The sequence below is a fragment of the Streptomyces fractus genome (assembly GCF_049844455.1).
GTDB lineage: Bacteria > Actinomycetota > Actinomycetes > Streptomycetales > Streptomycetaceae > Streptomyces > Streptomyces fractus.
Genome location: NZ_JBMYHI010000002.1, coordinates 6,358,196 through 6,370,496, shown reverse-complemented (window position 1 = coordinate 6,370,496; position 12,301 = coordinate 6,358,196). Strand labels below are relative to the sequence as shown.

The following is a 12,301-nucleotide window of genomic DNA, read 5'->3' as shown; positions in this document are numbered from 1 at the left end:
CCGCCCCGTCCTCGTACTCATGCCCGACACCCGGCCGATGGGAGGAAACCGATGAGCGGAAGCGTCGTCTCGCTGTTCCAGGGCTCGACGGCCCACTCCCCTTCCTACGGCCAGCTGACGCGGGCCGGGGCCGGCGGCGGCAGCGGCGCGGTCGTCGACTTCTGCATCCCCTGCAACCCGTACTTCCCCACCCCCGCGATGCTGGAGACGCTGCGCGGCCGGCTGCACGAGATCCTGACGTACTACCCGAGCGGCGCCGAGCACATCACCGCCGAGCTGTGCCAGGTCCTCGGCCTCAACCCGCAGACCGTGGCGATGGGCAACGGCTCGACCGAACTCATCACCTGGATCGACCACTTGCTCGTTCGCGAGTCCCTCGCCGTGCCCGTCCCGACGTTCGGCCGGTGGACGGACCAGCCCATGGAGACCGGCAAGCGGGTCGACATGTTCCCGCTGCCCGAGCGCGACGGCTTCGCGCTCGACCCGGCCGCGTACGCGGAGTTCATCCACGCGCGCGGCTCGCGGGTCGCCGTCGTCTGCAACCCGAACAACCCCGACGGCGGCCTGCTCCCACGCCGGGCCCTGCTCACCCTCGTCGACGAGCTGCGACACCTCGATCTGATCGTGATCGACGAGTCGTTCCTCGACTTCGCCGACGACGAGGGCGGGCAGGCCCCCAGCCTCGTACAGGAGGCGGTGCTGCGGCCGAACGTGATCGTGCTGCGCAGCCTCGGCAAGAACTTCGGCCTGCACGGCGTGCGCTTCGGCTATCTCGTCGCGAACCCGGGCCTCGCGGGCCGGGTCCGCGCGGCGCTCCCCAAGTGGAACCTCAACTCCTTCGCGGAGACCGTCGTCTTCATGCTCCGCGAGCACCGCCAGGAGTACGCCGACAGCCTCCGCCAGGTCTGCCGCGACCGCCACGACATGCGGTGGCACCTCGCCCGCCTGCGCCCGCTCACCGTCTACCCCTCGCAGGGCAACTTCCTCTACGTGCGCCTGCCGGACGGGGTCGACGGGGTGGCGGTCCGCGACCGGCTGCTCGCCGAGCACGGCGTCCTGGTGCGCGAGTGCGGCAACAAGATCGGATCGTCCAGCAGTTTCCTGCGCCTCGTGGTGCGACCCCAACCGGACGTCCTGCGCCTGGTGGCCGGTCTGGAGTCGCTCATGGGGAGCGGGAACGGAGTCGCCGTGCCCGAGCGATACGGAGGGACCACCTACAGCTCGGGCACGGCGGCGGTCGACCGCCTCATACGGTCCACGGGGGCGTGAGCCTCACGGGTTGCGCCAGGCCGCCGGGTCCTCGGCCAGCTCCCGCACCGGGTCCGGCAGCCGGTCGTGCGCGAGGTCGGAGAGCGTGACGCCCTCCAGGATCTTGCGCACGTTGGCCCGCAGCGCCACCCACAGCGGGAGCAGCGGTTCGGCGGGGCCCGTGTAGCTGAGCGCGTTGGGCCGCTCGCCGCGCACCGACACGATGGGGCCCTCGACAGCGCGCACGACATCGGCGACGGTGATCTCGGTGGCCGGGCGGGCGAGCAGATAGCCGCCGTTGCCGCCCCGCTTGCTCACGACGATGCAGCCGCGCCGCAGGTCGCCGAGGATCCCCTCTAGGAACTTGTGCGGAATCTCCTGCGCCGCGGCGACGGCCTCGGCCTTGATCGGGACGCCGTCCCCCTCGGCATGAACGGTGATTTCCAGGCAGGCACGTACGGCGTAGTCGGCGCGGGCGGAGATCCTCATGCGCACATTGTGGTGGACGTTCGCGCCACTGAGTGCAGTGGATCACCGGGTGCTTTCCAGCATCTGGGACAGACAGATCTTCCCTACCTTTCCCATAGGGATGGTGCGTACAGTCGCCGTCATGGACTTCTCATGGGCGATAGTCGTCGCGGGCGCGCTCGTCGGTGTGGCGGTGGGCCTCACCGGCATGGGCGGCGGCGCGCTGATGACGCCGATCATGGTGATGCTGTTCGGAGTCAACCCGACGGCCGCGATCGGCAGCGACCTCGCGACCTCGGTGTTCATGAAGCCGTTCGGGGCGGCGGTGCACCAGCGGGCGGGGACCGTGCGCTGGGACATCGTGCGCTGGCTGCTGCCGACGGCGATGCCGGCGGCGGTGCTCGGCGCACTCGCGCTGCAACTCCTCGGTGACGGAGAGCAGCTTCAGGAACGCGTGAAGTACGTCATCGGGGGCGCGCTCGTCCTGGCGGTCGTCGGGATGCTGGCCCGCATGTGGCTGGACGCGCGGCGCGGCACGGGCGCCGACGAAGCGGAGGACGCGCACGTGGCGGTCCGCCCGCTGGCCACCCTCGCCATCGGCCTGATCGGCGGCTTCATCGTCGGCATGACGTCCGTCGGCTCCGGCTCGCTGATCATCGTGATGCTGATGCTGGCGCACCCGAGGCTGAAGGCGAACCACCTGGTCGGCACGGACCTCGTGCAGGCCATCCCGGTGGTCGCGGCGGCCGCCCTCGGCCACGTGCTCTTCGGCGATGTCGCCTTCGGCATGGCGGGCACGCTGCTGATCGGCGCGATCCCGGGTGTGGTGGGCGGCGCGCTGCTGTCGACCCGCATCTCAGGACCGGCCCTGCGCTGGGCGCTGGTGACGCTCCTCGCGGGCTCGGGCCTGGCGATGTGGGGCGTGTCGGGGACGCCGCTGCTGCTGGTCTGCGCGGTGTTCGCGGCGGTCGGGGCGACGGTCACGCTGCGCGGGCGGCGCCGCCGCTCCCTGGTGGTGGCGGGCTCCCCGGTGCCGGAGGTTCCTCCGGTCACGCCAGCCGGATCACGTTCCACGACAGGGGTTCCAGGTCCGTCTTGAGCGTGCCGTCCTCCAGGACCGTTCCGGTCGCCGCGTGCGGCACCACCCGCTCCGGCTCCGCGAGGGTGTTGCGGGCGTCCGGGTCGGCGTCGGAGAGCACGCTGTGCTCGACCACGCGCGCGAGGTCGAGCCCGTTCAGGGCGACCTCCAGAGGCAGCGCCTGCGTCTGGCTGCGGTTCACCGCGAAGACGGTGACCGTGCCGTCCTCGGCGCGGACCGCCGTGGCGTGCAGCAGGTCGGCGGTGCCGTGGCGCTGTGTGTCGTACGTGGGGCCCGAGACGCGGACGTCGAGGACCTCGCCGCGACCGTACTTCGAGGCCGCCGCGAACGGGTAGAACGTCGTCTGCCGCCAGGCGGGGCCGCCCGGCTCGGTCATGATCGGGGCGATGACGTTGACCAGCTGGGCGAGGCACGCGACCGTCACGCGGTCCGCGTGGCGCAGGAGCGCGACGAGGAGCGAGCCGAAGACGACCGCGTCCGTCACCGAGTAGACGTCCTCCAGGAGACGCGGGGCCTCCGGCCAGTCGAGGGCGGCGACCTCGGACTGGGTGCGGGACTGGTACCAGACGTTCCACTCGTCGAAGGAGAGGTTGATCTTCTTCGGCGACTTGAGGCGCGCGCCCACGTGGTCGCAGGTCGCGACGACGTTCTCGATGAACGACTCCATGTCGACGGCCGAGGCGAGGAACGAGTCCCGGTCGCCGTCGTGCTCCTCGTAGTAGGCGTGCAGCGAGATGTGGTCGACGAGGTCGTACGTCTCCTGGAGGACCTTCGCCTCCCACTCCGCGAAGGTCGGCATCGACTGGCCCGAGCTGCCGCACGCGACCAGCTCCACGTCGGGGTCGATCTGGCGCATCGCGCGGGCCGTCTCCGCCGCGATCCGCCCGTACTCCTCGGCCGTCTTGTGGCCGGTCTGCCAGGGGCCGTCCATCTCGTTGCCGAGGCACCACAGGCGGATCCCGAAGGGGTCCTTGTCGCCGTGCTCGATGCGGAGGTCGGACAGGGCGGTCCCGGCGGGGTGGTTCGCGTACTCCTGGAGCTCTATCGCCTCCGCGACGCCGCGCGTGCCCAGGTTGAGCGCCATCATCGGCTCGGCCTGCGGGCCCAGCTTGCGCAGGAACGCGATGTACTCGGACAGGCCGAAGCGGTTCGGCTCCGTGGTGCGCCAGGCCAGGTCGAGGCGGGCCGGGCGGTCCTCGACGGGGCCGACCGAGTCCTCCCACTTGTAGCCGGAGACGAAGTTGCCGCCGGGATAGCGGATGGCGGTGACCCCCAACTCCCGTACGAGGTCCAGGACATCGGTGCGCATGCCCGCCTCGTCCGCGTGCTCGTGGCCCGGCTCGTAGATGCCGGAGTAGACGCAGCGGCCGAGGTGCTCCACGAACGAGCCGAAGAGCCGGGGGTTGACGGTGCCGACGGTGAAGGCGGGGTCGAGGGTGAAGCGTGCGGTGCGCAAGGCGTTCCTTTCGACGAACTGGGTGAACTGCGGGGACCGGGGGTCACTGCCCCGCGAGGCCCGTGTGGGCGACGCCCGCCACGATCTGGCGCTGGAAGAAGACGAAGACGATGATCAGCGGCAGGCCCGCCATCAGGCCGCCGGCCATGAGCTGAGCCCACTGGATGCCGTAGGAGTTCATGACGGTCGCGATGCCGTTCGGCATGGTCATCAGGTCGGGGTTGTTGGTGACCATGTACGGCCACAGGAAGTTGTTCCACGAGCTGATGAAGGTGAAGATGCCGACCGCCGCGAGCGAGGGGCGGGACAGCGGCACGACGATCGTGAAGAAGACCCGCCAGCGGCCCGCTCCGTCGATGAACGCGGCCTCCTCCAGCTCGCGCGGGATGCCCTGGAAGAACTTGTAGAGGATGTAGACCATCGCGGCGGGCGCGCACTGCGGCAGGATCATGCCCCAGTACGTGTCGACCATCCCCATCTGCTGGACGGTGGTGAACAGGGGGACGCCGAGGACGGCCGGGGAGATCATGAGGCCCGCCATCACCACGCCCATGAGGACGGACTTGCCCTTGAACTCCGTGCGGGCGAAGCCGTATCCGGCGAGCGCCGCGACGAACAGCACGATCGCGGTCACGCACACGGACACCACGACGGAGTTCACGAACCAGTTGGTGATGTTGCCGGTATCGAAGAGGGCCTTCCACGCCTGGCCCGTCCAGTCCTTCGGCAGCCAGTGCGTCGGCACCGCGACCGCCTCGGTCTCCGACTTCAGCGAGGTGAACAGCGCCCAGACGAGGGGCGAGAGGAAGACCGCGGCGACGGCCACGCCCACGAGCGTGAGCACGATCTGGCTCGGCGTCCATGGCCGGCGGGACTTCACGAGTACCTGAGCGCCGCTCATCGCGCGCCCTCCTCACGGTTGCGCAGCAGCCACATCCGCGCGAGGGCGACGGCCGCGATGATCACGAAGAAGATGATGGAGATCGCGGAGGCGTAGCCGACGCGGTAGGCGGTGAAGCCCTCTTCCAGGGTGAACTGCACGAAGGTACGGGTGCTGTCCTCGGGGCCGGGCCCGAAGTCCATCATCACGACGGCCTGGTCGAAGACCTGGAGCGAGGCGAGGATCTGGAGGGCGATGACGAGGCCGGTGATGTTGCGCAGCATCGGCAGCGTGATGTGGACCATCCGGTGCCAGGCGTTCGCGCCGTCCAGCTTCGCGGCCTCGTAGAGGTGGGCCGGGATGCCCTGGAGGGCGGCGAGGTAGAGCAGGAAGCTGAAGCCCGTCGTCCACCACAGGGTGCAGATGACGACGGCGAGCATCGCGTACGACTTGTCCGACAGCCAGGGCGTGTCGATCCCGAAGACGTAATTGACCATGCCCGTACCGGGGTTGAACAGCCACTGCCACAGGTTGCCCGCGACCGTCGACGGCAGCAGGAACGGCAGGAAGAAGCAGAGCCGCCACAGCCACTTCCCGCGCTCGATGTGGTGGGCGAGCATCGCGAGGAAGAAGGCGAGGACCGTGATGCAGGGCACGACCAGCAGCGTGAAGTACGCGCTGTGGCCGAGCGAGTCCCACATCATCGGGTCGTGCAGGGCCTCGCGGTAGTTGTCGAGGCCGATGAAATTGGCGCCCTCACCGGAGATGTTGGCGTCGGTGAACGAGAGGTACAGGCCGCGGATCAGCGGCCAGATCACGAAGAGCGCGAAGACGGCCAGGAAGGGGGCGACGAACCAACCCCCGTGCTGGAAGCCCTGCTTGCGGCGGACCGTCGCGCTGCCGGCGACGGCTTTCGCGGGCGCCCGGGTAATGACGGTCTCGGCACTGGTCGTCGTCATGCGACCGCACCTCCCTGCGTGTGACGGGTGCCGGACAGGGCCTGCGCGGCGGTCTTGCCGTCCATCGGGTTCTTGGACGCGAGGAGCGAGGAGAGCGCGCCCTTGATGCGGCGGGCCGCGGCCTCCGGGGTGCTGGAGCCGGCCGACGAGGACATCACGATGGGCCCCGTGCGCTGGGCGAGCAGCCCGGTGGAGCCGGCGAACCACACCTTCGGCTCGGTGGCCTGGTGGTTCATGGCGGACACGTACTCGTTCTGCGGGGTCATCCGCTTGTACGCGGCCGAGGACAGGGTCGGCGTGTACGCGGGGATGTGCCCGCCGAGCGCCCACTTCTGGGCGTGCTTGACGATGTACGCGGCGAGTTGGTGCGCGGCCTCGTTGGCGGCGCCGCCGCGCTCCGCCTGGTGCGGCAGGACGAAGGAGTGCGACTCGGCGTGGGTGGCCTGCTTGCCGAAGACGGGCGGCAGCGGCGTCGCCCCGTACTTCACCTTGGCGCCGTCGAAGACGGGCACCGACCAGTTGCCCTCCCAGGTGAACGGGGCGCCGTTGATGAACTGTTCGGCGTCGGCCGCGCCCGATATGGAGTAGCCGTCGGTGACGTGCTTGCGCAGGAACTCCAGGACCTGGGTGGCCTTTTCGGTGTCGAAGGTGACCTCGGTGTCGGCGCCGTTGAACCAGGTGCCGCCGAGCTGGGTGTAGAAGGCGACGAACATCCACCACTGGACGTTGAGGTCGTTGACGTGCAGGCCGAGGGTCTGCAGCCCCTTCTTCTGGGCCTTCTTGGCCGTCTTCAGGACGTCGAACCACTCGTCGGTGGACGTCACCGGCACCATCCGGCCGTCCGCGCCGAGCAGCCCCGCCTTCTTCAGCACGTCCTTGCGGTAGAAGCAGAGCTGTACGTGGATGTCGAGCGGCAGCGCGTACAGCTTGCCGTCGATCACCGCGCGCTTCCACAGGTGCGGGTTGAAGTCGGCCTCCTTCACGCCGTACTTGGCGAGCAGGCCGACGTCCCACGGGTCCAGGAGGCGGCCGGGCGAGAAGCCGGTGACCCGGCCGAGGTGCATCACGGCGAGGTCCGGGGCCCGGCTGCCGGACGCGGTCATCGCGAGCTTGGTGTAGTACGGATTGCCCCACTGGAGCGTGGAGTCCTTCACGTCGACGTCCGGATGCTCCTTACGGAAGGCGTCCAGCATCGAGATCATGTTGTACCCGTCGCCGCCGCTGAAGAGGTTCCAGTAGCGCACACGGGTGTCCGCGCCCGAGGCGAGCGCGTCGGCGCCCGTTCCCATGGCAGCGAATCCCAGGCTTCCCGCGACCGCCAACCCACCCGCACCGGCGAGGAGTTGTCTGCGGTTCAGGCCAGGTCGTCCCACAACCGGCCCCTCCCTACGTCCGATATTTCGAATGCCGCTCGTAACTTCGAACGGGACCGTAGAATCGAAGCGCTTCCGCGTCAATGGGTCGCGCGGGAATCGCGGGAAAAGGTGCGGGGCGCACGACGCGAACGCCGTACGCCCCGCAGGGGTTCACCGGGCCTCGGCCCGAACTCTCAGCCTCCGAAGGCCGCTTGGGGCACGCCCTGCCCGACACCCGGCACGACGAGCAGCGACCCCGCGAGCGGCTCGGGCCCTTCGAGGCCGACCCGCGCCGTCGACACGTACAGGTCCTTGAGGTCGGCGCCGCCGAAGGCGCAGCACGTGGGGCGGCTCACGGGCAGCGGCAGCACCCGGTCGAGCTTGCCCTCGGGCGTGTAGCGGCGGACGGCGGCACCGTCCCACAGTGCCACCCACACGCAGCCGTCCGCGTCGACGGTGAGCCCGTCGGGAGAGCCGGAGCCGTCCTCGACGACCGCCAACTCCCGCCTGTTGCCGATCCGTTCGCCGTCCACGTCGAAGACGTCGATACGCCCCGTCGGCGTGTCGACGTAGTACATGCGCGTGCCGTCCGGGCTCCAGCCGGTGCCGTTGGAGATCGTGACGTCGTCGAGGACCTCGGTCACCGTGCCGTCGGGGGCGACGCGGATCAGGTTGCCGCCGCCGGGCGTCTCGTCGTACGTCATCGAACCCGCCCACAGCGCGCCGTCGGGGGCCACCGCCGCGTCGTTGCCGCGCCGACCGGGGACGGGCTCGCGGTGCAGCCACGTGAAGGCGCCGTCCGGGGCGTAACTCCCCACTCCGTCACGGAGGTTGACGACCAGGCCGCCGCCCGCACGCGGCTTGGCGGCGCCCACGTGCTGTTCGGTGGCGAGGACGGTGCGGCGGCCGCTGCCCGGCTCGTAGGTGTGCACGCGGGAGTTGAGGATGTCCACCCAGATCACGCGGCCGGTGGCCGGGTCCCAGGTCGGGCCCTCGCCCAGCTCGGCCGAGGCCCGCACGGCCTCCTCCACGCGGATCCTCATCGCGCCACCCCCCGGTGGCCGAGGCGCTCGGAGAGGTCGGCGGCGCCCTTCGCGGCGAGCCCCGCCAGCTCGTCCTCGCGCGCGTCGCTCCAGCGGATCATCGGTACGGAGATGGAGAGCGCGGCGACGACCCGGTTGGTGCGGTCGCGCACGGGGGCGGCGACGCACGACACGTCCGTGTTCGACTCGCGGCTCTCCACTGCGATGCCGCGCTCGCGCACCCCGTCCAGGTGTGTGCGCAGGGCCGCCGGGTCGGTGATCGAGTTCTCGGTCATGGCGACGAGGTCCGCGTCGTCCGGGACGCGCGCCGTCAGTTCGGCCTCGGGCAGCGACGCGAGCAGCATCTTGCCGACCGACGTGCAGTGCGCGGGCAGCCGGCGGCCCGCGGCGGACACCATGCGCACGGCGTGCGTGGAGTCGACCTTCGCGATGTAGATGACGTCGGTGCCCTCGAGGATCGCCACGTGGACGGTCTCGTCGCAGGTCTCCGCGACGTCGCGGGCGACGTGCTGCCCCTCGGCGGCGAGGTCGAGCTGCTCGGCGTACCGGCTGCCGAGCTGGTAGGGGCGCACGCCGAGGCGGTAGCGGCCCGGCTGGCCCGGGACCTGCACGATGTACTGGCGGGCGGCGAGCGTGGTGACCAGTTCGTGGACCGTGGTCCGCGGAAGCTGTAGCTTGCGGACGATGTCGGGGGCGGACAGCGTGCCGTCCCCGTCCAGGAACAGCTCCAGTATGTCCAGAGCCCGGGTCACGGCTGGTACGAGACGTCCCACAACCGACCCCTCCCTATGTTCGGTATTTCAACAGACGGTCGGTATCACGAACATAGGCTAAACACGGGGGCATTGACCGGGCAATGGGTGATCCCACGCCCTGTACACGCTCTACACAGGTCCTAGGGCCCTCCTGACGGATCAGGCTGGACTCGGTGGGCCAGATCATTCGGCTCCCTGTGCGTGCCAGGGCCCGCGACTCCAGCAGGATCCGTCAGGAGGGCCCTAGTTCTCCCCGCAGGCGTCGCGCTCGCAGTACCAGTTCGAGTTCGAAGCGGCGGTCCGGGTCGTCGACCTCGTCGCCCCACAGCTCGCGGATCTGGCGCAGCCGGTAGCGGACGGTCTGCGGGTGGACGCCGAGCCGGGCCGCGACCTCGGGGGCGCCGCCGCGGGTCTCCAGCCAGGCGAGCAGGGTCTCGGCGAGCCGGCGGGCGTGGGTGGGGCCGCAGCGGGTGAGGGGTTCGAGGGCCCGCCGCGCGAGGTCGTCGACGAGCTCCTCCGGCTGGAGCAGGACGAGGGCCTGGGTGTGCTGCGTGCACTGCACCACTTCGGCGTCGGGCAGCAGTCCGCGCTCCATGAGGCCGACCGCCGCCTCGGCCCAGCGCAGCGACTTCGCCGCGTCGGCGGGTTCGACGGGCGGCCCGATCGCCCCGGTCCAGCCGGACAGGGCGCGGCGCAGCAGGTCGGCGCGGCCCGCGGCGTCGGGTTCGGACAGGACGAGCCGGGGCCGCTCCGGTTCCATGTCGAGGAGGACGTCGGCCCCGACGGCGGGGGCGACCGCGTCGCGGGCCGGGCGGAGCAGCACGCCGACCGCGACGTGCGCGGGGACCGGCCACCCGATGCGCGCCGCGCGTTCGGTGAGCGCCTGTACGGGGTCGCGGGGCGGCGCGGCCCGCCCTTCGAGGAGCAGGTCCATCAGCTTGCGCTGCTGGCGCAGCCGCTCACCGGCCTGCCGGGCGGCGGCCTCCGCGTAGCCGCGGACCGACTGGTCGACGAGGCCGTCGAGGTACTCGTAGCCGGCCTCCGCGAGTTCGTACAGCGCCGGTGGCGGGATGTGCAGCCGCTGCCCGATGTCGGCGAGGCGGCGCCAGGACATCTTCACGCCGAGCCGGTACATCGCCTGGAGCGAGTCGAGGGTGCGGCCGTGCAGGGACTGACCGCGCCCGAACTCCTGGAAGAGGGCCGGGGCCCGGCTCTCCGGAAGGCCGTCCGCGGTGCCGTCGGCGAAGCCGCGCACGAAGTCCTCGATGGCGCGGCGGATGCCGACGAGGGCGACGGCCTCGCCCGACTCGTCGAGCACGACGGGCAGTTGGGGGAACTCGCGGTGGATCTCGTCGAGGATGTCCCGGGCGAGCCGTGGCGCCTCGTCGAGCGCGAGCGCCACGAACTGCTTGGTCTGGAGACGCGGCACGTCGCACCATGCGGAGCGAGCGGTGGCCGGCACGGCTCAGCCCCCTTGGCCGGGCGTCTCGTAGGTCACCAGAGGGGTGTTGGGCTGGTCCGGTGTCGCGTTGATCAGCGCGAGCACGCCGAAGGCGGCCGCGAGGGCGAGCGCGGCTCCCGTGGCCGCGGACAGCGCGGCGGCGAGCAGTCGGTTCATCGCAGGGTCAGCCTCTCGTCCGTGCCCGATCCGGCGTTCACCGATCGGGGTATCGAGGTCACCAGAGGTCGTTCCCCACCCGTGCGATTGCGACGTACGGCAAGCCGTCCGCCTCAAGTCCCCAGTCTCCGCAGGACATTGACACTTCGTCAAGACTCCGTCTACGGTTCCCGGCCCATAACCGGCCGACCGCGTAACCGCACGCGGTGCCATTCCTCACAGGAGTGCCGGATGCGCCGTAAAGCCTCACCTTTCTCGCTGGTCGCAACAGGTCTCGGCACGTTCCTGATGGTTCTGGCGGGGCTGCTCGCCGGGTTCGTGGAGCCGCGCGCCGAGCGCACCAGCATCGACGTCGACGTGACGACCGTGTTCACCGGAACCGGCAGCTACTTCGACACCGCGAAGATCAGGACCGTGCGCGACCGCAAGCTGATCATCACCCGGCAGGCCCGCGGCGACGTGGCCGAGAGCGAGCGCAGCGGCCGGGCGGTGTGGGACGTCACGACGTCCGTCGACACCGTGAAGACCCTCCCGGCGGCCGACCCGCACGACGCGCTCCAGTGGACCCTGGAGCGCTGGGTCACCGACCGGAGGACGAACGCTCCCGTGCACTGCTGCGGCGAGCAGCCCGCCTTCAGCGGCGAGGCCTATCTGAAGTTCCCCTTCAATGTGCAAAAGCGCACCTACACCTGGTGGGACAACACCCTCGGCGCGACGGTCCCCCTCCGCTTCAGCGGCGTGACCAAGGTGCAGGGCTACGAGGGCTACCGGTTCACCGGCACCGTCTCCCCCGCCAGGACCGGCTCCCGGCTCGTGCCGGGCCGGATCGTGGGGCAGCCCGGGAAGAGCCAGGTCCTCGCCGAGGAGTGGTACGCCAACCACGGCGTCGAGCTCGTCGCCGACCAGCGCACGGGCCGCGTCCTGTACGCCGCCATCGGCCCCCGCAAGACGCTGCGCGCACCCGGCGAGAGCAAAGACGCGGCCGTACTCCTGGACAGCCGGAAGATCGCCTTCACGCCGGCCACCCAGCGCGGACAGGTGGCGCTCGCCCGGGACGACAACGACCGGCTCACGCTGCTCGGCACGACGTTGCCGCTGGTGGCGGGTGGTCTGGGTGTGCTGCTCGTGGCGGCCGGTCTGGTACTCGTCGTACGGGGCAGGGGTGGCAGGCCGGGGCCGGAAGGGTCGGAGCGTCCGGATCCCGATACGTCCCCGACGACCCTGGAAACGTCCACGATGTGACGGTACGTCAGTCGAATACGGACCAAAACTTGTCACGCGGGTGAGTAGCCGCATCGAACAGCGGGGCGAAAACTGTCCCTCCCCACCCCGTGCACAGACTCCGCACAGCCTCGGCACCGTACCTCCCAGTACACCCCAGTACGCCTGAACACCCGCGTACGCCCGACGAGTTGGAGCA

General features: G+C 70.5%; 11 protein-coding genes and 1 pseudogene. 3 read left to right on the top strand and 9 right to left on the bottom strand.

All coding sequences use genetic code 11. The annotated features are described in order from the left end of the window. Nucleotides 1–51: 51 nt before the first annotated feature. Nucleotides 52–1,331, top strand: a pseudogene (locus ACP4E5_RS30750) (pyridoxal phosphate-dependent aminotransferase); the annotation flags it as partial. Here the strand turns inward: ACP4E5_RS30750 and ACP4E5_RS30745 are convergent. Next, the gene (locus ACP4E5_RS30745; RefSeq protein ID WP_425834307.1) at nt 1,273–1,737 is read right to left on the bottom strand and encodes an RrF2 family transcriptional regulator; all 465 of its coding nucleotides are present in this window, start codon (nt 1,735–1,737) and stop codon (nt 1,273–1,275) included. The pseudogene ACP4E5_RS30750 and the gene ACP4E5_RS30745 overlap by 59 nt on opposite strands. Before the next feature lie 121 nt (nt 1,738–1,858). Here ACP4E5_RS30745 and ACP4E5_RS30740 point away from each other — a divergent pair, with 121 nt between their 5' ends. Beyond that, nucleotides 1,859–2,815: a sulfite exporter TauE/SafE family protein gene (locus tag ACP4E5_RS30740; RefSeq protein ID WP_425834305.1), complete on the top strand. Its 957-nt coding sequence runs from the start codon at nt 1,859–1,861 to the stop codon at nt 2,813–2,815. Here ACP4E5_RS30740 and arfA read toward each other — a convergent pair. The 8 genes from arfA to ACP4E5_RS30700 all read right to left on the bottom strand — a co-directional run bounded on the left by arfA (nt 2,766) and on the right by ACP4E5_RS30700 (nt 10,881). Then, nucleotides 2,766–4,271, bottom strand: a complete 1,506-nt coding sequence (gene arfA / locus ACP4E5_RS30735) for an arabinosylfuranosidase ArfA (protein WP_425834303.1) — start codon at nt 4,269–4,271, stop codon at nt 2,766–2,768. The genes ACP4E5_RS30740 and arfA overlap by 50 nt on opposite strands. Nucleotides 4,272–4,314: 43 nt before the next feature. Continuing rightward, nucleotides 4,315–5,172, bottom strand: coding sequence for a carbohydrate ABC transporter permease (locus ACP4E5_RS30730; RefSeq protein ID WP_425834301.1), 858 nt, complete (start codon nt 5,170–5,172; stop codon nt 4,315–4,317). Continuing rightward, nucleotides 5,169–6,110: a carbohydrate ABC transporter permease gene (locus ACP4E5_RS30725; RefSeq protein WP_425834299.1), complete on the bottom strand. Its 942-nt coding sequence runs from the start codon at nt 6,108–6,110 to the stop codon at nt 5,169–5,171. Before ACP4E5_RS30725 ends, ACP4E5_RS30730 begins: the two co-directional genes overlap by 4 nt. Further along, on the bottom strand, nt 6,107–7,483 hold the full coding sequence (locus tag ACP4E5_RS30720) for an extracellular solute-binding protein (protein WP_425834297.1): 1,377 nt from the start codon (nt 7,481–7,483) through the stop codon (nt 6,107–6,109). Before ACP4E5_RS30720 ends, ACP4E5_RS30725 begins: the two co-directional genes overlap by 4 nt. 176 nt (nt 7,484–7,659) lie before the next feature. Continuing rightward, the gene (locus ACP4E5_RS30715; protein WP_425834295.1) at nt 7,660–8,508 is read right to left on the bottom strand and encodes an SMP-30/gluconolactonase/LRE family protein; all 849 of its coding nucleotides are present in this window, start codon (nt 8,506–8,508) and stop codon (nt 7,660–7,662) included. Next, the gene (locus tag ACP4E5_RS30710; RefSeq protein WP_425834293.1) at nt 8,505–9,281 is read right to left on the bottom strand and encodes an IclR family transcriptional regulator; all 777 of its coding nucleotides are present in this window, start codon (nt 9,279–9,281) and stop codon (nt 8,505–8,507) included. Before ACP4E5_RS30710 ends, ACP4E5_RS30715 begins: the two co-directional genes overlap by 4 nt. A 214-nt stretch (nt 9,282–9,495) precedes the next feature. Continuing rightward, nucleotides 9,496–10,725 carry a PucR-like N-terminal domain-containing protein gene (locus ACP4E5_RS30705; RefSeq protein WP_425834291.1) on the bottom strand — a complete coding sequence of 410 codons (1,230 nt, stop codon included), beginning with the start codon at nt 10,723–10,725 and terminating at the stop codon, nt 9,496–9,498. A gap of 3 nt (nt 10,726–10,728) precedes the next feature. Next, complete coding sequence (locus ACP4E5_RS30700) at nt 10,729–10,881, bottom strand: hypothetical protein (protein WP_422407177.1); 153 nt, start codon at nt 10,879–10,881, stop codon at nt 10,729–10,731. 231 nt (nt 10,882–11,112) lie between these two features. Here ACP4E5_RS30700 and pgfA point away from each other — a divergent pair, with 231 nt between their 5' ends. After that, nucleotides 11,113–12,123, top strand: coding sequence for a cell envelope lipid trafficking protein PgfA (gene pgfA / locus ACP4E5_RS30695; RefSeq protein ID WP_425834289.1), 1,011 nt, complete (start codon nt 11,113–11,115; stop codon nt 12,121–12,123). Nucleotides 12,124–12,301: the final 178 nt, after the last annotated feature.

What these genes read in the sequence shown, in the direction of transcription:
- ACP4E5_RS30745 (WP_425834307.1), bottom strand. Translation starts at nt 1,737, where the DNA reads ATGAGGATCTCCGCCCGCGCCGACTACGCCGTACGTGCCTGCCTGGAA.
- ACP4E5_RS30740 (WP_425834305.1), top strand. Translation starts at nt 1,859, where the DNA reads ATGGACTTCTCATGGGCGATAGTCGTCGCGGGCGCGCTCGTCGGTGTG.
- ACP4E5_RS30730 (WP_425834301.1), bottom strand. Translation starts at nt 5,172, where the DNA reads ATGAGCGGCGCTCAGGTACTCGTGAAGTCCCGCCGGCCATGGACGCCG.
- ACP4E5_RS30725 (WP_425834299.1), bottom strand. Translation starts at nt 6,110, where the DNA reads ATGACGACGACCAGTGCCGAGACCGTCATTACCCGGGCGCCCGCGAAA.
- ACP4E5_RS30715 (WP_425834295.1), bottom strand. Translation starts at nt 8,508, where the DNA reads ATGAGGATCCGCGTGGAGGAGGCCGTGCGGGCCTCGGCCGAGCTGGGC.
- ACP4E5_RS30700 (WP_422407177.1), bottom strand. Translation starts at nt 10,881, where the DNA reads ATGAACCGACTGCTCGCCGCCGCGCTGTCCGCGGCCACGGGAGCCGCG.
- pgfA (WP_425834289.1), top strand. Translation starts at nt 11,113, where the DNA reads ATGCGCCGTAAAGCCTCACCTTTCTCGCTGGTCGCAACAGGTCTCGGC.